The organism is Nonomuraea fuscirosea (assembly GCF_035917475.1).
Classification (GTDB): Bacteria; Actinomycetota; Actinomycetes; order Streptosporangiales; family Streptosporangiaceae; genus Nonomuraea; species Nonomuraea fuscirosea.
The window spans coordinates 2,856,877-2,877,919 of the sequence record NZ_CP109074.1 but is presented as its reverse complement, the minus strand read 5'-3'; the positions used below and the strand labels follow the sequence as shown (position 1 = coordinate 2,877,919).

General features: G+C 73.5%; 18 protein-coding genes. 15 read left to right on the top strand and 3 right to left on the bottom strand.

From position 1 onward, the window contains the following. Positions 1-40: 40 nt before the first annotated feature. The 3 genes from OIE67_RS12940 to rhaS are packed head-to-tail and all read left to right on the top strand — an operon-like array spanning position 41 to position 3,216. Complete coding sequence (locus OIE67_RS12940) at positions 41-1,081, top strand: ABC transporter permease (RefSeq protein WP_326639858.1); 1,041 nt, start codon at positions 41-43, stop codon at positions 1,079-1,081. Beyond that, on the top strand, positions 1,071-2,069 hold the full coding sequence (locus OIE67_RS12935) for an ABC transporter permease (protein WP_326639856.1): 999 nt from the start codon (positions 1,071-1,073) through the stop codon (positions 2,067-2,069). Before OIE67_RS12940 ends, OIE67_RS12935 begins: the two co-directional genes overlap by 11 nt. A gap of 55 nt (positions 2,070-2,124) precedes the next feature. Beyond that, on the top strand, positions 2,125-3,216 hold the full coding sequence (rhaS, locus tag OIE67_RS12930; protein WP_326639853.1) for a rhamnose ABC transporter substrate-binding protein: 1,092 nt from the start codon (positions 2,125-2,127) through the stop codon (positions 3,214-3,216). A gap of 55 nt (positions 3,217-3,271) precedes the next feature. Here the strand turns inward: rhaS and OIE67_RS12925 are convergent, their stop codons facing one another. Continuing rightward, on the bottom strand, positions 3,272-4,234 hold the full coding sequence (locus OIE67_RS12925; protein WP_326639851.1) for a transglycosylase SLT domain-containing protein: 963 nt from the start codon (positions 4,232-4,234) through the stop codon (positions 3,272-3,274). A gap of 206 nt (positions 4,235-4,440) precedes the next feature. On the opposite strand from OIE67_RS12925, the gene OIE67_RS12920 reads away from it, so the two are divergent. After that, complete coding sequence (locus OIE67_RS12920; protein WP_326639849.1) at positions 4,441-6,801, top strand: WD40 repeat domain-containing serine/threonine protein kinase; 2,361 nt, start codon at positions 4,441-4,443, stop codon at positions 6,799-6,801. Here OIE67_RS12920 and OIE67_RS12915 read toward each other — a convergent pair. Together OIE67_RS12915 and OIE67_RS12910 are read right to left on the bottom strand one after the other, a co-directional pair. Next, positions 6,772-8,067 (bottom strand): cation:proton antiporter, encoded by a 1,296-nt coding sequence (locus OIE67_RS12915; RefSeq protein ID WP_326639847.1) that lies wholly within the window; start codon positions 8,065-8,067, stop codon positions 6,772-6,774. The two genes, OIE67_RS12920 and OIE67_RS12915, sit on opposite strands and share 30 nt — an antisense overlap. 214 nt (positions 8,068-8,281) lie before the next feature. Beyond that, positions 8,282-9,457, bottom strand: coding sequence for an ROK family protein (locus OIE67_RS12910; RefSeq protein WP_326639845.1), 1,176 nt, complete (start codon positions 9,455-9,457; stop codon positions 8,282-8,284). 163 nt (positions 9,458-9,620) lie between these two features. Between OIE67_RS12910 and OIE67_RS12905 the strand changes: the two genes are divergently transcribed. The 11 genes from OIE67_RS12905 to OIE67_RS12855 all read left to right on the top strand — a co-directional run bounded on the left by OIE67_RS12905 (position 9,621) and on the right by OIE67_RS12855 (position 21,007). Beyond that, the gene (locus OIE67_RS12905) at positions 9,621-11,426 is read left to right on the top strand and encodes an aldehyde ferredoxin oxidoreductase C-terminal domain-containing protein (protein ID WP_326639843.1); all 1,806 of its coding nucleotides are present in this window, start codon (positions 9,621-9,623) and stop codon (positions 11,424-11,426) included. Between the two features lie 86 nt (positions 11,427-11,512). Further along, a complete protein-coding gene (locus OIE67_RS12900; RefSeq protein ID WP_326639841.1) occupies positions 11,513-12,271 on the top strand; it encodes an SDR family NAD(P)-dependent oxidoreductase in 759 nt (252 codons plus the stop codon). A gap of 2 nt (positions 12,272-12,273) precedes the next feature. Beyond that, on the top strand, positions 12,274-13,626 hold the full coding sequence (locus tag OIE67_RS12895; RefSeq protein WP_326639840.1) for a class-II fumarase/aspartase family protein: 1,353 nt from the start codon (positions 12,274-12,276) through the stop codon (positions 13,624-13,626). Further along, positions 13,623-14,570: a thiamine pyrophosphate-dependent dehydrogenase E1 component subunit alpha gene (locus tag OIE67_RS12890; RefSeq protein WP_326639838.1), complete on the top strand. Its 948-nt coding sequence runs from the start codon at positions 13,623-13,625 to the stop codon at positions 14,568-14,570. Before OIE67_RS12895 ends, OIE67_RS12890 begins: the two co-directional genes overlap by 4 nt. Further along, the gene (locus OIE67_RS12885; RefSeq protein ID WP_326639836.1) at positions 14,563-15,648 is read left to right on the top strand and encodes an alpha-ketoacid dehydrogenase subunit beta; all 1,086 of its coding nucleotides are present in this window, start codon (positions 14,563-14,565) and stop codon (positions 15,646-15,648) included. The genes OIE67_RS12890 and OIE67_RS12885 overlap by 8 nt, the downstream gene beginning before the upstream one ends. Next, positions 15,645-16,106, top strand: coding sequence for a VOC family protein (locus tag OIE67_RS12880; protein ID WP_326639834.1), 462 nt, complete (start codon positions 15,645-15,647; stop codon positions 16,104-16,106). Before OIE67_RS12885 ends, OIE67_RS12880 begins: the two co-directional genes overlap by 4 nt. Positions 16,107-16,141: 35 nt before the next feature. Next, a complete protein-coding gene (locus OIE67_RS12875) occupies positions 16,142-16,990 on the top strand; it encodes an amidohydrolase family protein (RefSeq protein ID WP_326639832.1) in 849 nt (282 codons plus the stop codon). Then, the gene (locus tag OIE67_RS12870; protein ID WP_326639830.1) at positions 16,987-18,075 is read left to right on the top strand and encodes a Gfo/Idh/MocA family protein; all 1,089 of its coding nucleotides are present in this window, start codon (positions 16,987-16,989) and stop codon (positions 18,073-18,075) included. Before OIE67_RS12875 ends, OIE67_RS12870 begins: the two co-directional genes overlap by 4 nt. Then, positions 18,072-19,076 (top strand): LacI family DNA-binding transcriptional regulator, encoded by a 1,005-nt coding sequence (locus OIE67_RS12865; RefSeq protein WP_326639828.1) that lies wholly within the window; start codon positions 18,072-18,074, stop codon positions 19,074-19,076. Before OIE67_RS12870 ends, OIE67_RS12865 begins: the two co-directional genes overlap by 4 nt. Before the next feature lie 46 nt (positions 19,077-19,122). Then, the gene (locus tag OIE67_RS12860) at positions 19,123-19,665 is read left to right on the top strand and encodes a dihydrofolate reductase family protein (protein ID WP_326639826.1); all 543 of its coding nucleotides are present in this window, start codon (positions 19,123-19,125) and stop codon (positions 19,663-19,665) included. Between the two features lie 370 nt (positions 19,666-20,035). Then, entirely contained in the window at positions 20,036-21,007 is a 972-nt protein-coding gene (locus OIE67_RS12855; protein ID WP_326639824.1) for an arabinan endo-1,5-alpha-L-arabinosidase, read from the top strand. The last annotated feature ends 36 nt before the right edge of the window (positions 21,008-21,043 follow it).

Here is a 21,043-nt window from a genome sequence, read left to right as displayed (position 1 = left end):
GTATGACGGCGCTCACCACCGCACCGCCCGAGGTCCGGGCATGACGGCGCTCACCACCGCGCCGTCCGCGCGGGCGAAGGCGGGGCGCGAGCGGAGCCTGCTCGACCTGGTGCTGCGGGCCAGGGAGCTGAGCATCCTCGGCGTCCTCGTCGTGCTGGTGGCCGTCACCGCCGCGATCAACCCGGGCTTCCTGTCCGCGCAGGGCGTCGAGGACATCTTCCTCAACGCCTCGATCCTGGCGCTGCTGGCCATCGGGCAGACGTTCGTGGTCATCACCCGCAACATCGACCTGTCGGTCGGCTCGGTCGTCGGGCTGGTCGCTTTCGTCACCGGCGACCTCGTCTCGGCGCAGGGCGGCAGCATGACGCTCGCGATCCTGGCCGGCCTGGCCATCGGCGGAGCGTGCGGGCTGGTCAACGGCCTGCTGGTCAGTCTGTGCGGGGTGCCGGCGCTGGTCGTCACCCTGGGCACGCTGTACGTGATCCAGGGCCTCGGCCACTTCGTCGCCCACGGCAGGCAGATCAACGCCGCCGACGTGCCGCAGGCGCTGCTGGACCTGGGCAGCGGGAACGTGCTCGGCGTGCCGTACCTGCCGATGATCGCGGTGCTGGTGATGCTGGCCGTCGGCTACTACCTGCGCTCCTACCCCTCGGGCCGGGAGTTCTACGCGATCGGCTCCAGCCCCGAGGCCGCCCGGCTGGCGGGGGTGCCGATCCGGCGCAGGGTGCTGACCGCGTACGTGGTGAGCGGGCTGCTCGCCGGCGCCGGCGGGGTGCTCTGGCTGGCCAGGTTCGGCACCGTGATCGCCGACAACGCGCACGGCTGGGAACTGAAGGTGGTCAGCGCCGTCGTCGTCGGCGGCGTGGCCATCGTGGGCGGCGTCGGCACCGTGTACGGCGCCGCGCTCGGCGCGCTGCTGCTCACCACGATCGGCAGCGTGCTGGTCGTGCTGAAGGTCAACTCGTTCTGGCAGGACGCGCTGATCGGCGCCCTGCTGTTGCTGGCCATCAGCGTGGACCGGCTGCTCGCGCTGCGGATGACCAGGATCCTGCGCAGGAGGAACGCCCGCCATGCCACGTGAAACCCGGGACCTGGGCCGCTTCGTCCGGTGGGACGTCGTCGTCACCGCGCTGCTCGTCGTGGTCTTCTTCGGCGGCCTCGGCGCCGACGCGAACTTCGGCAACGCCGACAACCTGTCCTTCGCCCTGAACGACCTGAGCGAGATCGCCCTCATCGCGCTGCCGATGACGCTGCTGGTGGTGTGCGGGCAGGTCGATCTGTCGGTCGCGTCGGTGCTCGGGCTGGCCAGCGCCATGACGGGCTACCTGTGGGACGCCGGGATGCCGTTCGAGACGATCGTGCCGCTGGTGCTGGTCACCGGGGTGGCGTGCGGGCTGGTCAACGGGCTGCTGGTGACCCGGCTGGGGCTGCCGTCGCTGGCCGTCACCATCGGCACACTGACGCTCTATCGCGGGCTGGCGTACGTGGTGCTCGGCACCGGCGCGGTCTCGCAGTTCCCGCCGTCGTACTCGGCGTTCGCCGGGAACGTGCCGGGCACGCCGATCCCGTACCCGGTGGCGCTGTTCGCGGTGCTGGCCGTGCTGACGGGGCTGGCGCTGCACGCGACCGGGTTCGGGCGTTCGCTGTTCGCCATCGGCAGCTCCGAGGACACGGCGTTCTTCGCCGGCATCCGGGTCAAGCGGATCAAGCTGCTGCTGTTCACGCTGTCCGGCGTGGTGGCGGCGTTCGCCGGGATCGTGTTCACGCTGCGTTACGGCAGCGCCCGCGCGGACAACGGCGCCGGTCTGGAACTGACGGTCATCGCCGCCGTGCTGCTCGGCGGCGTGGACTTCGACGGCGGCAAGGGCACGCTCGGCGGGGTGATCGCCGGAGTGCTGCTCATCGGGGTGCTGCGCAACCTGCTCATGCTCAATGACGTGACCACCGAGATCCAGGCCGTCGTCACGGGCCTGCTGCTGATCGTCTCGGTGCTCACGCCCCGGCTGATCTCGATCGTCCGCCGGGCCCGCGCGCGAAGACAGGCGGCCCCCGCCAGGTCGCCCGCCTGATCCCCTGTGCTGTTCCCGTGTCCCCCGCCACTCCCCCCGGAAAGGTTCACCCCCAGTGAGCAGAAGATCCCGATTCGCCCGCGCCTGGCTCACGGCCACGGCCGGCGCGCTCGCTCTCAGCCTGACCGCCTGCGGCGGCACCACGAAGGAGTCGGTGGCCAGCCAGGCGCCCGCCGCCTCCGCCTCCGCGTCCGCCCCGGCCTCCGCGAACCCGGGCGCGCCGCTCAAGGAGGGACTCAAGCTGGCCTTCCTGCCCAAGCAGATCAACAACCCGTACGAGACCATCGTCGACGACGCCGGCATCGAGGCGGCCAAGGAGTTCAGGGGCGAGGCCAAGGAGGTCGGCCCGTCCGACGCGTCGGCCTCCTCGCAGGTCTCCTACATCAACACCCTCGCCCAGCAGGGCCAGGACGCCATCCTCATCGCGGCCAACGACCCCAATGCCGTGTGCGGCCCGCTGGAGCAGGCCCGCCAGAAGGGCATCAAGATCGTCGCGTACGACTCCGACACGAGCAAGGAGTGCCGCGACATCTTCATCAACCAGGCCAGTTCCGAGGACGTGGGCCGCAGCCAGGTGCAGCTGCTGTCGGAGCTGATCGGCGGCGAGGGCGAGATCGCGATCCTGTCGGCGACCGCCAACGCCACGAACCAGAACACCTGGATCGAGTTCATGCAGGACGAGCTGAAGAAGCCCGAGTACGCCAAGATGAAGCTGGTCAAGATCGCCTACGGTGACGACGACGACCAGAAGTCCTTCCAGCAGACCCAGGGCCTGCTCGCGGCCTACCCCGACCTGAAGGGCATCATCTCGCCCACCACCGTCGGCGTCTCGGCCGCCGCCCGGTACATCTCCAGCTCCAAGTACAAGGGCAAGGTCACCCTGACCGGGCTCGGCACCCCGAACCAGATGCGCAAGTTCGTCAAGGACGGCACCGTGGCGAAGTTCGCGCTGTGGAACCCGAAGGACCTGGGCTATCTGGCCGCGTACGCCGCCGCCGCCCTCGCCTCCGGGCAGATCACCGGCGCCGAAGGCGAGAAGTTCACCGCCGGGAAGCTGGGCGAGCGGACGATCGGGGCCGACGGCGAGATCATCCTCGGCCCGCCGTTCACCTTCGACAAGTCCAACATCGACGAGTACGACTTCTGAGCTGCTCCGGGCCGTCCCTCCTTCCGGCGGGACGGCCCTGTCTCAAGGGCCGATCTCAGGGGCCGGTCAGGCGGCGTTCACCGGCCGTGGTGAGCACGAACACCTGCCAGCTGTAGTACGCGTAGTAGGCGCGCGGGTCGCGTTTGATCTGGCGGGAGTGCTTGAGGATCGCGTTCACGTACGCGCGGGACGGGTTGTAGGCGTGCAGGGCCCGCCGGTAGTCGCGGGGGGCGCCGGTGGCCTTGAGGTAGTTGGCCGCCCCCATGACGGCGTCGCGCGGATTCTGCACGTTTCCGCCGAGCCCGTACGCCTTCCAGGTCGCGGGCATGAACTGCATCGGCCCCTGCGCGCCGACGTAGCTGTCGGACCTGACCCGCCCGAACTTCGTCTCCGCGAACATCACCGCCGCCAGCACCTCCCACTCCACCCCGAAGCGGCGCTCGGCCCTCTTGAAGTAGCCGAGCAGTTCCCCGGCCGGGCGGGCCCGCTGCGTCTTGAACACGGCGGAGGGCTTGATGGGCTTGGCCAGGGCGAGCAGTTCGCGGATCGCGCCGGTGTCGTCCCTGGCCTGGGCGGCCAGGGCGGCGGGCAGGCGGGCGAAGGCGCGGGAGGCGAGGTCGGGGTGGCGGGCGGCGTAGCGGTAGATGCGCTGCTGGTAGAGCGCGAGCAGCTCGACGTCGCGCGGCGGGCCGCCCTTGGCCGTGCGGCCGCTCTTCGTCCAGGCGTCGATGGCGTCGTTCAGCCCGGCGGTGGTCTCCTTCAGGGCGGTGGCCAGGCGCGCGGCGCTCCCGGGGATCTTCGCGCCGGGCTCGGGAAGATCGTCGGCCTGCGTGGTCGCGTCGCCCGCGGTGCCTCCTGAGGAGCCGGTGGGGGAAGCGGCGGGCGGCCGTTCCGCCGGGGCGCTCGCGGCCGATGTCCCGCAGGCCGCGGCGGCGACGAGCACGGCGAGGTTCGCGGCGGCGGTGGCGAGCGCCGGGCCGCGGCGGCGGTGTCGCGGTTGCTTCGGGGGTGCCTCCATGGACAGGCAACCTACCCGGTACGGCGCCGCGTCCCGCACCTTCGCGGGCCGACGTGTCGCGGCCGGGACCGTGGCGCCGGGCGCGAAACGGCACGTCGGCCCTCCGGCACGTGCGCTTTTTGAGAAACTGTCCGGAGTTGCGGTGAACGGTGCTCTTACGCGTTGCTCGTAGGGGTCCGTACTGGTTCGGGGGAAAGAGGAGACGCATGACGGGAACGCGCCCGCTCCGGCCGGCGGACCCCGAGCGGGTCGGCGCCTACCGCCTCGTCGGCGTGCTCGGATCGGGCGGGCAGGGCGTCGTCTACCGGGGCGTGTCCGAGTCCGGGCGTGAGGTCGCGGTCAAGCTGCTGCACAGCCACCTGGCGCAGGACGCCGCCATGGCGCGCGGGTTCCTGCGCGAGGTGGAGGCGGCGCGGCGGGTGGCCGCGTTCTGCACGGCGGCCGTGCTGGACGTCGGAATGCTGGACGAGCGGCCGTACATCGTCAGCGAGTACGTCCCCGGCGAGACCCTGCACGCGCTCGTCCGCACCTCGGGACCGCGCTCGGGTGGGGCGCTGGACCGGCTGGCGATCTCGACGCTGACGGCGCTGGCCGCGATCCACCAGGCCGGGATCGTGCACCGCGACTTCAAGCCGGCCAACGTCCTGATGGGGCCGGACGGGCCGATCGTCATCGACTTCGGCATCGCCAAGGCCCTCGACGCCACGACCCGCACGTCGGGGGTGCTGGGGACGCCGGCGTACATGTCGCCCGAGCAGTTCCGCGGGGAGCGCGTCGGGCCCGCCTCGGACCTGTTCAGCTGGGCGGGCTCGATGGTGTACGCGGCCACGGGGCGGGCGGCGTTCGCCGGGGACACGATGGTCGTCGTCATGAACGCGATCCTGAACGAGACCCCCGACCTGCGGGGAGTGCCGGAGCACCTGGCGGGCCTGATCGCGGACTGCCTGGCCAAGGATCCCGCTGCCCGCCCTGCCCCCGCGGACCTCCTCCGCAACCTGATCCGCCAGGCCGGCCTCACCACCCCCGGCAACGGCGAGACCCCCTCGGTGGACGGCATCCCCTCCACCGGCGGCTCCCCGCTCAACGACGAACCGGGCGCACCCGGCACCCCTCCACACGCCGTCGCACCGCTCAACGGCGACACACCCCACACGAACGGGCCCGCGGCCCGCAGCGCGCCGGATACCGCCGAGCAGCAGGGCGGGGCCGGCGTCGGTGGCGGGCTTGACGTGGGTGGCGGGCACGGCGTCTTTCGAGGTCCGGAAGCCGGTGGCGCGCCCCAAGCCGGTGGCGGGCCGGGTGGCGGTGGCGGGGCCGAGGTCGGGGTGGGGGCGCGGGGTGGGCGGGTGGGGGTTAGTCGGCGGGTGTTGATCGGCGGGGGTGCCGCTGCGGTTGCGCTCGGGGGGTCGGCGTTCGCTGTGTGGCGGGCTGGGAGCGGGCGGCGAGAGCCCGTCGGTGGTGTGCCGTCGGGCGGGGCGACGCCGGTTGCGGGCTCGCCCAGTCCGGGTGAGGGCGGCACCGCTTCACCGTCCGGGGATGCCACTCCGGTGGGTGACGCGACTCCCACGGTCGGTGCCAGTCAAGCGGTGTCCCCTGAGCCGTTCGGGACGCCGGTCACCGATCTGACGCCGCTGCCGGGCGGTCGCGTGGGCGGGGCGGCCGCGCTGGCCGCCGCGGAGGGAGTCGTGGTCTGCGGGACCGACAAGGGGCTCGTCTTCGAATGGGACCCGGGCGCGGCGCCCGTGCGGCTCGGTGACGGTGGCGGGCCGGTGGCGGCGGTGGCCGTGGGCAGCTTGGAGGGCCGGACGGTGGCGGCGTCGGGGCACTCCGACGGGAGGATGCGGCTGTGGGGGCCAGCGGGCGAGAGCCTGGCGAGCCATCGGGTGAGCGACCCCGTCATCGGCGTCATGGTGGCGGGCCGGGCGTACGCGGTGTCGCAGAAGTACGACGGCATGAAGGACCTGCACAGCGTCGTGCGGCTGTGGGACGTCTCCACGGGCAAGCGGATCGGCGCGCCCATCACCGTGCACTTCCAGGGGATCCGCGGGATGGCGTTCGGGCGGGTGGGCAAGGACGACGTGCTCGTCACGGGCGACGGCGGCGAGCGGATCAGGGTGTGGCGCCTGTCCACCGCGACGATGCTGCGTACGTTCACCACCGGCGAGATCGGCGGCATCGAGCACCTGGCCTGCGGCGAGATGAACGGCAGGCCGGTCCTCGTGTCCACCCACCTGGACGCCACCCTGCGCGTGTACGACCTGAGCACCGGCAAGCGCAGGAAGCGGTGGTCGTTCAGCCGCCAGAGTCCCGATGACCGGTTCGCCACCGCCCTGGCCGTCGGAGTGGCCGGCAAGGTGCCGGTCGCGGCCGTGGCGCACGCCCCGGCGGGCGGCGAGAGCTTCGTCCGTGTGTGGGATCTGCGTGACGGTGACGTCATCGGCGTGCTGGGCGCGGGCGAGGGCGGCGCGATCCGCCGGCTGGCCGTGACGCAGCAGGACGGCAACCCGGTCGTCGCCGGGGCCGACGAGGACGGCTCGTTACGGTTGTGGAGCCTGGGCCGCCCCTGAGGCACTGTCTGGAGTCCGGGACGCGTCTGAGGCGCCGTCGCGGATGGCGTCGACGTGGTTCATCACCGGGGTGGCGGTGACGCCGTGCAGGACGACCGAGACCATGACGGTGAAGCCGGTCACCGCCCACAGCTCCTCGGCCGGCACCCCGAAGTCGGCCTGGCCCAGCGCGTACGCGAGATAGAACAGCGACCCGATCCCCCGGATGCCGAAGAACGAGATCGCCAGCCGCTCCCTCGGCCCCGCCCGCCCGCGCCACTGGACCAGCCAGCCGGTCAGCGGCCGGATCACCAGCAGCAGCAGGAGCCCGACGGCGGCGCCGCGCCAGGTGAGCGCGGCCAGGCCGCCGGTGGCGACGAAGCCGCCGAGCAGGAGCAGCAGCCAGGCGGTGAACAGCCGTTCGATCTGCTCGACGAAGCCGTGCAGCACGTTGTTGTAGCCGTGTCCGCGCTCGGCGCCCCTGATGGCGCACGCGGTGACGAAGACGGCGACGAAGCCGTACCCGTGGGCGAGCTCCGTCACCCCGTACGCGAGGAGCGTGGCGGCCAGCGCGACGAAGCCGTCACGGCGCTCCGACAGCCGCAGCCCGTCGGAGCTGGCGCGGAAGAACAGCCGCCCGAGCAGGCGGCCGATCAGCAGGCCGAGGACGAGGCCGGCGGCGGTCCGGTACAGGACGTCCAGCAGGGCCCACTCCCCCAGCCAGCCGGCTCCCGCCGCGCCCGTGACCGCGATGGCGGCGTACACGATGGGGAAGGCCATCCCGTCGTTGAGCCCGGCCTCCGAGGTGAGGGCGAAGCGGACCTCGTCGTCGGCGTTCTCGGCGTCCACGGGCTCGCCGACGTGCACGTCCGAGGCGAGCACCGGGTCCGTGGGCGCCAGCACGGCCCCGAGCAGGAGCGCGGCGGCGATCGGCCAGCCGGGCAGGGCCATGGCCGCGACCGTGACGCCGGCCACGGTCAGCGGCATGGCCAGGCCGAGCAGCCGCCACGTCGTGGACCAGCGGCGCCGTCCCGCAGGGCGGTTGATGGCCAGGCCCGCGCCCATGAGGGAGATGACGACGCACAGCTCGGTGATGTGCTCCAGCGCCGTGCGGTGGGCGATCGGGTCGGGGTCCGGCAGGCCGACGGGCAGCGTGAACAGCAGCAGGCCGGCCACGAGGTACACCAGGGGCAGCGACAGGGGGCGGCGGGCGAGCACCTCGGGCAGGATCGCGGCGAGCAAGGCCGCGGCGCCGCCCAGGGCCAGGAGGAGGTCGAGGGTGGACATCACCGCTCACCCTGCCCACAAGATCATAGATCATCCCTTTCGTCCCCCGGTTCTCCCCACGAATGGGCCTCCCCGGCCGCCCATAGAGTCCCAGCGGTGGAGGAAAGGATCCGCCGATCGATGGCGCGCTGGTGGCGGGAGACGGTTCTCCGGGGAGGAGGCCGGACGATCGCCGTGGCGGGAAGTGGTCGGCCGGCGATCCGCCGGTCGGCGGTCAGCCGGCGATCTGGCGGTCGATGGCGGACGGGGCGAGAACGTGCTCGGCGACCATGACCGCCGCGCCGACGATCCCGGCCCGGTCGCCCAGTTCGCTGGCCCTGATCGCGAGATGCTGCGTGGCCAGCGGCAGTGACCGGCTGTAGATCGTCTCCCGTACGCCCGCCAGCACCTGCTCCCCCGCCTCGGCCACGTCGCCGCCGAGCACGATGACGGAGGGGTTGAAGAAGTTGACGATGGAGGCCATCACCGCGCCGACCTCGCGCCCGGCCTGCCGGACCAGCCGGGTGGCGGTGAGGTCGCCCGCGCGCATCAGCGCCACCACGTCCCTGCTGCCGGCCGCCTCGATCCCGGCCGCGCGCAGCGCCGCCGCCATGGACGCGCCGCCCGCCACCGCCTCAAGGCAGCCGGCGTTGCCGCACCTGCACGGGGCCAGCGACCCGGCGACGCGGATGTGGCCGACGTCCCCGGCCGCGCCCTGCGCGCCCCGGTGCAGCCGGCCGCCGGAGACGATCCCGGAGCCGATGCCGGTGCCGATCTTGACGTAGATCAGCGGGTCCACGGCGGGTCCGGCGGCCCAGTGCTCGCCCAGGGCCATGATGTTCACGTCGTTGTCGACCAGGACGGGCGCGCCGAGCCGGCCCTGGAGCCATTCGGGCACCGCGAAGCCGTCCCAGCCCGGCATGATCGGCGGGTTGACCGGACGGCCGGAGCCGTGCTCGACGGGGCCGGGCAGCCCGACGCCGACGCCGCACACCTGGGCGGGATCCAGGCCCGTGGTGGCCAGCAGGTCGCTCAGGACGTCGGCGACCTGGCACAGGGTGCGCTCAGGCCCCTGCTCGACGGGCAGTTCGGTGGCCCGCTCGGCCAGCACGTTCATGGACAGGTCGAGGACGGCCAGGCGGGCGTGGGTGGCGCCGAGGTCGGCGGCGAGCACGGCGCGGGCGCCGCCGTTGAAGGCGAAGACCCCGGCCGGCCGTCCTCCCGAGGAGATCGAGTCCTCGCCGGCCACGACCCACCGCTGATCGATCAGGCCGTCCAGCCGCTGGGTGACCGTGGATCTGGACAGTCCCGTCAGCCGGGCCAGCTCGCCGCGGGTGCGGGCCCGCCCGTCCCGCAGGATCGCCAGCAGCGCCCCCGCCCCTCCGCCCTGGCCGTTGGCGCCGCTTGCCATGCGCCCACCTTACTTCGAACATCAGCCGACTTATGTTGACAAGAGGTAAAAGTCGCGATCTCCGGCGTCGTTTCCGCCGCCCCGGTGGCGGAGGTTGCGCCTGTCGTGTGATGTGTGATGTTGTGCCGCTTCGGTCCCCTTTCCGGCTCCAGGAGGCTTCGCCATGCCGCTCATCGTGGATCTGACCAGTGGAAACGTGGAGAAGGAAGATCGCACCCGGGAGAAGGGGCACTATGGCGGGACCGTTCTGGGGCTGCGGTTGATGGAGGAGCGGACGCCGCCGGGGCTGGATCCGTACGATCCGGGGACACTCCTGTACGTGGCCGCGGGCATGCTGGGCGGGACCGCGGCCCCCGGGCTGGCCAAGGCCGTGTTCCTGGCCAAGTCGCCGTTGACCGGGGTGGCCGGGGAGGCGCACGCGCTGGGGCCGTTCGCGGCGGGGATGCGGGCGGCGGGGGCGAAGGCGCTGGCGGTGCTGGGGCGGGCGGAGCGGCTGTCGTACCTGCTGGTCGAGGACGGCGAGGTGACGCCGCACGACGCCGGCGAGCTGCGCGGGCTGGGCGTGGCCGCCACGACCGACGTGCTGCGGGCCCGGCACGGCGAGCGCGCCCACGTGGCGGCGATCGGCCCGGCCGGGGAGAACCTGGTCCGGTACGCGAGCGTGGTCACCGACCACGCCTTCGCCGCCGGGCGCTACGGCCTCGGCGCGGTCTTCGGCGCCAAGAACCTCAAGGCGATCGTGTGCGCCGGCGACGCGCCCGCCGAGGTGGCGGACCCGGCGGCGGTGGCCGCGCTGGCCGCCTCTTACCGGGAGTCCCTGGTCACGAATCCGCTGGCGGCGCTCCAGGCGGGGCTGCCGGGGTTCGCGGGGTGGGCGGACGGCCCGCTCGACCCCGGCTACGCCTCGGTCCGCAACTTCTCGGAGACGGGCACGCCGGGGCTGCGGGTCCCGTCGGCGGGCGACTACGCGGGGCGGGCGGTCGCCACCTCCGGCGCCTGCACGGGCTGCCCGAACGACTGCCTCAAGGTGTACGCGCCCCCGTCGGCCGCCGAACGGCGCACGGGCGGCCTCGGGCAGGAGGCGTTCCTGTCGCTGGGCTGGAACCTCGGCATCGACGACCTCGACGCCGTGCTCGCCGCCAACGCCCGCTGCAACGACCTCGGCCTCGACGTCGTCTCCCTCGGCGGGACGATCGCGTTCGCCATGGAGTGCGCCGCGCACGGCCTGCTGCCGGACGGCCCCGCCTTCGGCGACGCGGCGGCGGTGGCGGAGCTGATCGAGGACGTGGCCACCCGCTCGGGCGCGCTCGGCGACCTGCTGGCGGATGGCTCGGCGCGGGCGGCCAGGCGGCTCGGCCCGCGCGCCGGACGGTACGCGATCACGGTGAAGGACGCCGAAGTGCCCTGCTTCGACCCGCGCCCCCAGCCCGGCATCGGCCTCGGCTACGCGCTCGCCCCCGGCGGCCCGCGTTACGACGCCCTGGAGCACGACCTCGACTTCGACCCGGTCGCCGGTCTGCACTACAGCTTTCCCGAGGCCGCCCAGGTGGGCGCCGCCCCCGCGCCGGCGGGCGAGCTGGACGAGGAGCGGGGGCGGCGCAGCGCGCGGCTGCTGCGGTTGTGGAGCGGGCTCGACGCGCTCAACCTCTGCGTCTTCGCCTCCTCGCCGACCAGGCCGCTGACCATCGACCGGCTCACCGCCCTGGTCACGGCGGTGCTGGGGACGGAGTTCACGCTGCCGGATCTGCTGGCGGCCGGGCAGGCGCGGCTGGACGGGATGCGCGCGTACGCCCTGCGCGAGCAGCCGGACGGCCTGGACGAGGAGCTGCCGGCCCGCCTGCACGAGGAGCCGGTCGCCCAGGGCCCCCACCGGGGCGCGGTGCTCGACCGGACGGCGTTCGAACGCGCCCGCGCGGCCTTCCACGCCGAGCTCGGCTGGACGACGACCGATGGCGATATTTCCCGATAAAACGATTGACTAGCCCCTTGTTCGTTTCGGAAGCCGCCTGTTAGATTTCGGTCAATCGTTTGAACGACAGAGGGAGACCCTCGGGGATGGCTGTCACGATCGATCTGACGGGCCGCACCGCGCTCGTCACGGGCGGCGCGGGCGGGCTCGGGTTCGCCTGCGCTCGCGCCCTGGCCGAGGCGGGAGCCGGCGTCGTACTCTCCGACCTGGAGGGCACGCGCCTCACCGGGGCCGCCGCCCAGCTCGGCGCCACGGCGCGGCCGGCCGACCTCACCGACCGCGCCCAGGCCGCGGCCCTGGTGGACGGGCTCGACCGGATCGACGTGCTGGTGAACTGCGCCGGGATCATGCGCACCACTCCCCTGCTCGACATCGAGCCCGAGGAGTGGCTGCGGATCGTGGACGTCAACCTCAACGCCACGTTCTGGCTCACCCAGGCCGCCGGGCGGCGGATGGCCGGGCAGGGCTCCGGCTCGATCGTGACGCTCGCCTCCGTCGCCGCCCGCTCCGGCCGCCCGCACGCCGCGCACTCCTCGGCCGCCAAGACGGCGCTGCTGTCGCTGACGAAGTCGGCCGCCGCGGCGCTGGCCCCCGTACGCGTCAACGCGGTCTGCCCCGGCGTCTTCCTGACCGCGATGTGGGACGAGATCATCAGCGACCGCGACGCCCGCTTCGGCCCCGACGCGGGCGCCGCCTACCTGAAGGAGGTCGGCGCGCGCTCGCCGCTCGGGCGGCCGGGCCGCCCCGAGGAGGTCGCGGCGGCGGTGCTGTTCCTGGCCAGCGACCTGGCCTCGTTCGTCACGGGGCAGGCGCTGAACGTCGACGGCGGACTGGAGATGGACTGATCGTGCGGAGCTCCACGAGGCAGACGTTCAAACTGCTGCCCGAGCTGTTCGGCGACGGCCGGATGGCCGAGATCTTCTCCGCCGAGCGCACCGTGCTGGCCTGGCTGCGCACGGAGGCCGCGCTCGCGCGGGCACAGGCGAAGGAGGGCGTGATCGGTCACGAGGACGCGGACGCCATCGAGGCCGCCTGCGTGCCGGGCAGCGTCGACCTGCCCCGCCTGTGGTCGGAGGCGGTGAACGTGGGCTACCCGATCCTCCCGCTGGTGCGGATGATCTCGGCCGCCCTGCCGGAAGGACCGAACGGCCGCGTCCACTACGGCGCGACCACCCAGGACATCATGGACACCGGCCTGGCGCTGCAGATGGGCGAGGCGCTCGACCACCTGGCCGGGCTGCTCGGCGCGTTCGGCGACGCGGTCGCCGGGCTGGTCGCCGCGCACGCGGGCACCGTCGTCGCCGCCCGCACCCACGCCCAGCAGGCCGTGCCGACCACGTTCGGGGCGAAGATGGCGGTGCTGCTGGCGGAGGCGGCCCGGCAGCGGGAGCGGACGGCGGCGGCCGCGCGGCGGGTGCGCGTGGTGTCGCTGTTCGGCGCGGGCGGCACGTCGGCCGCGATGGGCGCGCGTTCCTCGGCCGTGCGCGCGGGCCTGGCGGGCCTGCTCGGCCTGCGGACGACGGAGGTGCCCTGGCACGTGGCCAGGGACGGCGTCGCCGAGTTCGGCGTGACCTGCGCGTCGCTGGCGGCGACCGCGGCCCGGTTCGCCCGCGAGGTCGTGGACCTGTCGAGGACCGAGGTGGGCGAGGTGCGCGAGGCGGGCGGCCACCACCGGGGCGCCTCCTCGACCATGCCGCAGAAGGCCAACCCGATCGGCTGCGAGGCCGTGATCGGCATGTCGGGCACGGCGGGCGCGCTCAGCTCCGGCCTGTTCCGCGCCATGGAGGCCGGGCACGAGCGGGCCGCCGGCGAGTGGCAGGTGGAGTGGTACGTGGTGCCGCTGCTGGCCGAGCTGGCCGCGGGCGCGCTGGCCACCGCCGCCGACGTCGCCGCCGGGCTGCGCGTCTTCCCTGAGGCGATGCGGGCCAACCTGGACGCCGAGGGCGGCCTGATCATGGCGGAGGCGTACATGATGCGCCTGGCTCCGGCGCTGGGCCGCGAGCGCGCGCACGACCTGGTCTACCGGGCCGCGCACGAGGCCCGAGCGCACGGGCGGGCGCTGGCGGACGCGCTGCGCGACGTGGCCGGGCCGGAGGAGCTGCGGAGCCTGGGCGCGCTGCCCATCCCGCCCGAGTCCTACATCGGCGACGCCGAGGCGATCTGCGCCGCGGCACTCGACGCCTGGAGGAAAGACACGTGAGTGAGAGACGGCTGGCGGACCTGCTGGCCATGTGGCGGATCCGCGCGTTCGAGGAGAAGGTGCGCGAGCTGCGGGCCGAGGGCGCGATCGTCGGCTCGGTGCATCTGTGCGTCGGGCAGGAGGCGATCCCGGTCGGCGCGTGCGACGCGCTGGAGCCTCAGGACGCGCTGTTCGCGACGTACCGGGGGCACGGATGGGCGCTGGCCAGGGGCGTTCCGGCGGAGCCGCTGTTCGCGGAGCTGCTGGGCCGGGCCTCCGGCGTGAACGGCGGCCGGGGCGGCTCGGCGTACTTCACCGCCGCCGAGTACGGCTTCCACGGCGAGAACTCGATCGTCGGCGCGGGCGCGCCGATCGCGTGCGGGGCGGCGCTGGCCGGCCGGCACGACGGCTCGGACCGGGTCGCGGTCAGCGTGTTCGGCGACGGGGCGATGAACCAGGGGGCGGTGCACGAGGCGATGAACTTCGCCGCCGCGTTCAGCCTGCCGGTCGTGTTCGTCTGCGAGAACAACCGTTACTCGGAGCTGACGCCGATCGCCGGCATGGTCCGCGACCCGCGCCTGTCCGGCCGCGCCGCCGCGTACGGCATGCCGGGCCACCGGGTGGACGGCAACGACGCCGAGGCCGTGCGCTTCCACGTGCGCGACGCGGTCGAGGCCGCCCGCGAGGGCGGCGGGCCGACGCTGCTGGAGTGCGTGACCGAGCGCCTGGTGGGCCACTACATCGGCGACGCCGAGACCTACCGGCGGCCGGGCGAACTGGACCGGATCAGGAGCAGGGAGCCGATCGCCCGGCTGCGCGCGGGCCTGCTGGCCGACGGCGTGCCCGCCGCGGACATCGACGCGGTCGAGCGACGGGCACGGGCGGAGACGGACGCCGCCGCCACGGCCGCGCTGGCCGCGCCGCCCGCCGACCCCGCCACCGCGAGGGAGCACCTGTATGCCTGAGCTGACCTACGGCGAGGCCGTGAACGCGGCCCTGCGCCGCCTGATGGAGGAGCTGCCTCAGACGCTGGTCTACGGCGAGGACGTGGGCGTGCCCGGCGGCGTGTTCGGGGCGACGCGGGGGCTGCGCGACCGGTACGGCGAGCGGGTGTTCGACACGCCGATCAGCGAGTCGGCCATCCTGGGCAGCGCGGTCGGCGCGGCGATGTTCGGCCGCCGCCCGATCGTCGAGATCATGTGGGCCGACTTCTCGCTGGTCGCGCTGGACCAGATCGTCAACCAGGCGGCCAACGTGCGGTACGTGTCGGGGGGCCGGTTGAGCGCTCCGCTGACGATCCGCACCCAGCAGGGCAACGCGCCGGGCGCGTGCGCGCAGCATTCGCAGTGCCTGGAGGCGCTGTTCCTGCACGTGCCGGGGCTGCGGGTGTGCATGCCGAGCACGCCGCAGGACGCCTACGACCTGCTGGTGACCGCCGTGCACTGCGACGACCCGGTGCTGGTGATCGAGAACCGCACGCTCTACTTCGGCGGCAAGGAGCCCGTCGAGACCGGCGGGCCGGTCCGGCCGATGGGCGGGGCGCGCACCCGCCGCCGGGGCTCGGACGTCACGATCGTCACCTGGGGCGCGATAACGGGGCAGGTGCTGGCGGCGGCCGGGGAGCTGGCCGGCGACGGGGTCGAGGCCGAGGTGCTGGAGACGCCGTGGCTCAACCCGTTCGACACCGAGGCGGTGCTGGGCAGCGTCCGGCGCACGGGCCGGCTCGCGGTCGTGCACGAGGCGAACGTGACCGGCGGTTTCGGCGCGGAGGTCGTCGCCCGCGTCGCGGGGTCGGGGGCGCCGCTGCTCGCGCCGCCGATCCGGATCGGCACGCCGGACGTGCGGATGCCGGCCGCGCCGGCGCTGGCCCGCTCCCTGGTGCCGGACGCCGCGCGGATCGAGGAGGAGGTACGGGCGCTCGTCGGGAAATCGGCGGCGCAGACGCCCGCTGGACGGGAGACGGCAGGGCAGGAGACGGCAGGGCCGGAGGCTGCCGGGCAGGAGGCTGCCGGACGTAAGGCGGGGCGGGAGGTGTGGCGGTGAGGGGCGTGTGGCACTTCTCCTTCACGGTGGCCGACCTCGACAGGTCCGTGACGTTCTACCGCGACCTGCTCGGCTTCACGCTGGTGCACCGGCAGGTGCAGGACAACGCCTACACCCGGCGGCTCGTCGGCCACCCCGGCGCCGTCCTGCGCGTCGCCCAGCTCGCCGTGCCGGGGCAGCCGCGCGGCGTCTCCACGCACGATCTGGAGCTGGTCGAGTACGTCAGCCCGCGCGGCGAGCCCCGCGACCCCGCCCGCCACCTGCCCGGCGCGGCCCACCTGGCGCTGACCGTCGAGGACGCCCGCGGCGAGCACGCCCGGCTGGCGGCGGCCGGGGTGCGCTTCGTCAATCCGCCGGCCGAGATCACGGAGGGCGTGAACAGGGGCGGCTACGCCTGCTACTTCCTCGATCCCGACGAGATCACGCTGGAACTCGTGCAACCTCCTGCTACCTTGTGACGCTCAAACGATTGATCTCGGGAAGGAGCACCTGCATGGCCGTCGTCGACGCCCACCAGCACTTCTGGAACCTGGAGACGGGCTCGTACCCGTGGCTGACCCCGGAGTCCGGGCCGATCTTCCGCACGTTCGAGCCGGAGGAGCTCCTCCCCCAGCTCGCCGCGGCGGGGGTGGACCGCACGGTCCTGGTGCAGTCGATGGACTCCTCCGCCGACACCGGCGCCATGCTCGCCCAGGCCGACGCGTACGACGTCGTCGGCGCGGTGGTGGGCTGGGTGCCGCTGACGCGGCCGGAGGAGGCGGCCGGGGCGCTGGAGCGGTACCGGCGTCATCCGAAGTTCGCCGGGATCAGGCACCTCATCCACGACGAGCCCGACCCCGACTGGCTGCTCCAGGACACGGTGATCGAGGGCCTGCGGCTGCTGGCCGCCGCGGATCTGCCGTTCGACGTGGTCGCGGTGCTGCCCCGGCACCTGGAGCACGTTCCGGTGCTGGCCGAGCGGGTGCCGGGGCTGCGGATGGTGATCGACCATCTGGCCAAGCCGCCGATCAGGGAGAAGGGCTGGGAGCCCTGGGCGTCGCTGCTGGCCCGCGCGGCGGCGTGCCCCGGCGTGTACGCCAAGGTCTCGGGGCTGAACACCGCGGCCGCGCCGGACTGGACGGGCGAGGATCTGCGGCCGTACGTGGAGCACGCGGTGGAGCTGTTCGGGCCGGACCGGCTCATGTTCGGCAGCGACTGGCCGGTGGTGACGCTGGCCGGCGACTACGCGCGGGTGTGGCGGGAGACGCGGGTGGCGCTCTCCGGGCTGGACGAGGCCGGGAAGGCGCAGGTGCTCGGCGGCACCGCGACGCGCTTCTACCGGATCGGGGAGGTGGCCGCGTGATCGACGTCTTCGCCCCCATCGCGGCCGCCGCCGACCTGACGATCCCGCCGGCGCACCGCCTGCCGGTCGCCGTGGTCGGAGCGGGGGCCATCGTGGACGTGGCCCACCTGCCCGCCTACCGGCAGGCCGGGCTGGAGGTGACCGGGCTGTTCGACCTCGACGCCGGGCGGGCCGCGGAGGTGGCCGCCCGGCACGGGGTGCCCAGGACGTACGCGTCGCTGGAGGAACTGCTGGCCGACGAGCGGGCCACCGTCGTCGACATCGCGGTCGCCCCGCACGCCCAGCCGGCCGTCGCGCGGGCGGCGCTGACCGCCGGCCGGCACGTGCTCTGCCAGAAGCCGTTCGCACCCGACGTCGCCACCGGCCAGGGCCTGGTGGACCTGGCCGCGGCCACCGGCCGCAAGATCGCGGTCAACCAGCAGCTCCGCTTCGACGAGGGCATCGCCGCCACCCGCGCCATGGTGCGCGCCGGCTGGATCGGCGAGCCGACGGCGATGACGTTCACCGTGAACATCCGCACCGACTGGAGCGCGTGGGACTGGCTGGTCGCCACCGACCGGCTGGAGATCGTCTACCACTCCATCCACTACCTGGACGCGATCCGCTCGATCCTCGGCGATCCCGAGGTCGTCTTCTGCACCGGCAGCCGCACGCCGGGCCAGGTCGCCAAGGGCGAGACGCGGACGATCAGCACGCTGGTCTTCCCCGGCGACGTGCGCGCGCTGGTGCACGCCACCCACGAGAACCGCACCGGCGACCAGGAGGCTTCCTTCCGCGTCGACGGCACCGAGGGCGCGATCAAGGGCACGCTCGGCCTGCTGTACGACTATCCGCACGGCCGCCCCGACACCCTGGAGGTCAGCAGCCGGGTGCTGCCCACCGACGGCTGGCTGCCGTACCCGGTGACCCGGCGCTGGCTGCCCGACGCGGTGGCCGGGCCGATGGGGTCGCTGCTCGCGGCGGTCGCGGAGGGCGGCGAGCCGGAGACGTCCGGCGCCGACAACCTCGGCACGCTGCGCCTGCTCGACGCGCTCTACCGGTCGATGGACAGCGGCGAGAGCCGGCGGCCGGGATCGGCGGCATGATGCGCACGCGGGTGACGCTCGCCGACGTGGCCGCGATCGCGAGGGTGGACCGGGCCGTCGTCTCGCGCGTCGTCAACAAGGACCCGACGCTCAACATCCGGCCGGAGACGCGGGAGCGGGTGCTGGCGGCGATCGAGGAGCTGGGGTATCGGCCCAACGTGGCCGCGCGCAGCCTGCGCACATCGCGGGCGCACATGTTCGGGCTGTTCATCCCCGACTTCGCCAACCCCGTCTACGCCGAGATCATCAAGGGCGCGGAGGCGGAGGCGGCGACCCAGGGGTACGTGATCGTGACGGGCAGCGCGACGGGCGCGGGGCTGGGCGAGTACATGGACCGGATCGGGCAGGGCCGCATCGACGGGCTGCTGCTGGCGGGTGCGGGCGACGACTCCTCGCTCATCGCCCAGCTCGACCAGTCCGCGATCCCGTGGCTGATGCTCAACAACCGCAGCAGGAGCGTCAAGCGGTACGTCATCCTCGACGACCGGCGGGCCGCCGCGATCGCGGTGGAGCACCTCGTGCTCCTCGGCCACCGCCGCATCGCCCACCTGGCCGGCCCGTCGCGGTCCGACACGGCGGCGCGCAGGTCGGCCGGCTACTCGGCGGCCATGGGCGACGCGGGCCTGCCGGAGGGCCCGATCGTGGCGGCCGACTACACCCCGGCGGGCGGCGCGGCGGCGATGGCCCGGCTGCTGGCCGATCCGGAGCCGCCGACGGCGGTGTTCGTCGCGAACGTGACCTCGGCGATCGGGGCGATGCAGGCCGTGCGCACGGCCGGGCTGGAGATCCCCCGGGACGTCTCCATCGTGGCCGTGCACGATTTCGAGCTGGCCGGCTATCTCCATCCGGCGCTCACCACGGTACGGATGCCGCTGGCGGAGCTGGGCCGGCGCGGCGTGACCCTGCTGGGCAGCATGAAACCGGACGACACGATCGCCGAGGTGCTGGCGGGCCCCATCGAGCTGATCCAGCGCGGCTCCACCGCGCCGCCGCGCCGATGAGTTCCGCCGCTCTCCGCCGTCCACATCCTGAACGGAAAGGTGGATCATGAGCAGACTGCTGTACTCGGTGACCATGTCGGCCGACGGCTTCATCGCCGGGCCCGGCGGCGACATGTCCTGGCTGACCCCGCACCTGAGACCGAACCCGCTGGTGGACGAGCTGATCGGCGAGATCGGCGCGCTGCTGGTGGGGCGGCGCACGTTCGGGGGTGACGACCCGCACCGGGGCACCGAGAAGGAGGGCAAGGCGTTCGGCGGCGGCTGGGAGGGTCCCCAGTTCGTGCTGACCCACCGTGCCCCCGGCTCGCCGGTCCCCGGCGTCACCTTCGTCGGCGACCTGGCGCGGGCCGTCGCGGCGGCCAAGGAGGCGGCCGGCGGCAAGTACGTCAACGTGCTCGGCGCCGACGTCGCCCGGCAGTGCCTGGGGGCGGGCGTGCTGGACGAGGTCCTCACGATCGTGGCTCCGGTGCTGCTCGGCGACGGCGTGCGCCTGTTCGACCGTCCCGGCGGGACGGACGTCAGGCTGGAACGGCTCCGCGTCGACCACGTGCCGCACGCCACGAACCTCTGGTATCGGGTCTTGAGGTGACCTCCTTCCGCTGGTGACCGGCCTGCTGGTGATCGGCACGGTGGGACCGGCACGGTGGGGACCGGCCGGACGGTGGGTCCGGCCGGGTCGGATGGCGCGGCGCAGCTTCCTGCGGGTGCCGATGTTAGCGCTAACATCGGATGCGGAAACGGCCTGAACGTATGAGGGCGGACAGGACCTGTCAAGACCCTCGCGGCAAGGGCTCGGTGTCGCCGCAGTTCAGCACGGCGACGGTCGATTCGCCTTCCGATGTAAGTTTCAGCACTTCGCGAGCCGGGATTGACGGCCGGGAAAGCGCATGCCTACATTTCCCACGACGCGACGGCGCAGCGTCCGGCAGGTGGGCGGCCCCCCGATCCGAGGAGGACCCTTGCGTCGCCTATCCCGTCTCGTCGCCGCCCCCGTGACCGTGCTCGCGCTCGCCGCCTCGCTCGCGGGCGCCGGGCTCGCCTATCCCAACCCCGGCCGGGTCACCGGCGACGTCCTGGTGCACGACCCCACGATGATCCGCACCTCGTCCAACTACGTGCTCTACTCCACACACGGCTACCTGGAGGCGCGCACCTCCACCGACCGCGTCGCCTTCACCCGGGCCGGCTCGGCCTTCCGCACGCCGCCGTCGTGGTGGCGGACGTACTCCTCGGGCAACGACCCGTGGGCGCCCGACATCTCCCAGCAGGGCGGGAGGTACCTCATGTACTACGCGGTCTCCAGCTTCGGCTCCAACCACTCCGCCATCGGCCTGGCCACCAGCTCGACCGGCCAGCCCGGCTCCTGGAGCGACCAGGGCGTCGTCTACGCGAGCACCACGAGCTCCGACCACAACGCCATCGATCCCAACCTCCTGGTCGACTCCTCGGGACGGTGGTGGCTGAGCTTCGGCTCGTACTGGACGGGGATCCGGATGATCCGGCTCGAACCCTCGACCGGCAAGCGCCACTCCTCCGACCGGACGCTCTACCATCTGGCCACCCGGCCCGACTCCCCGTACGCCGTCGAGGCGCCCGACATCGTCCGGCACGGCGGCTACTACTACCTGTTCGCCTCCTACGACCGGTGCTGCGCGGGCACCTCCAGCACGTACAAGATCAAGGTCGGCCGCTCGTCCAGCCCCACCGGCCCCTACGCCGACCGGTCCGGCACGCCGATGTCGTCCGGCGGCGGCACGACGGTGCTGGAGACGCACGGCCGCTACATCGGGCCCGGCGGCCAGAGCGTCATGTCCGACGTGGACGGCGACCTGCTCGTCTACCACTACTACGACGGCCAGGACAACGGCACGGCCAAGCTCGGCGTGAACCTGATCGGCTGGGACTCGGCCGGCTGGCCGTACGTCTACTGACCCACCGGGAAGGGACCGGCCCGGGCACCCTCCACC

Coding starts and splice junctions, on each gene's coding strand:
- OIE67_RS12940 (WP_326639858.1), top strand. CDS start 41: ATGACGGCGCTCACCACCGCGCCGTCCGCGCGGGCGAAGGCGGGGCGC.
- OIE67_RS12935 (WP_326639856.1), top strand. CDS start 1,071: ATGCCACGTGAAACCCGGGACCTGGGCCGCTTCGTCCGGTGGGACGTC.
- OIE67_RS12925 (WP_326639851.1), bottom strand. CDS start 4,234: ATGGAGGCACCCCCGAAGCAACCGCGACACCGCCGCCGCGGCCCGGCG.
- OIE67_RS12920 (WP_326639849.1), top strand. CDS start 4,441: ATGACGGGAACGCGCCCGCTCCGGCCGGCGGACCCCGAGCGGGTCGGC.
- OIE67_RS12915 (WP_326639847.1), bottom strand. CDS start 8,067: ATGTCCACCCTCGACCTCCTCCTGGCCCTGGGCGGCGCCGCGGCCTTG.
- OIE67_RS12910 (WP_326639845.1), bottom strand. CDS start 9,457: ATGGCAAGCGGCGCCAACGGCCAGGGCGGAGGGGCGGGGGCGCTGCTG.
- OIE67_RS12905 (WP_326639843.1), top strand. CDS start 9,621: ATGCCGCTCATCGTGGATCTGACCAGTGGAAACGTGGAGAAGGAAGAT.
- OIE67_RS12900 (WP_326639841.1), top strand. CDS start 11,513: ATGGCTGTCACGATCGATCTGACGGGCCGCACCGCGCTCGTCACGGGC.
- OIE67_RS12885 (WP_326639836.1), top strand. CDS start 14,563: ATGCCTGAGCTGACCTACGGCGAGGCCGTGAACGCGGCCCTGCGCCGC.
- OIE67_RS12875 (WP_326639832.1), top strand. CDS start 16,142: ATGGCCGTCGTCGACGCCCACCAGCACTTCTGGAACCTGGAGACGGGC.
- OIE67_RS12865 (WP_326639828.1), top strand. CDS start 18,072: ATGATGCGCACGCGGGTGACGCTCGCCGACGTGGCCGCGATCGCGAGG.
- OIE67_RS12860 (WP_326639826.1), top strand. CDS start 19,123: ATGAGCAGACTGCTGTACTCGGTGACCATGTCGGCCGACGGCTTCATC.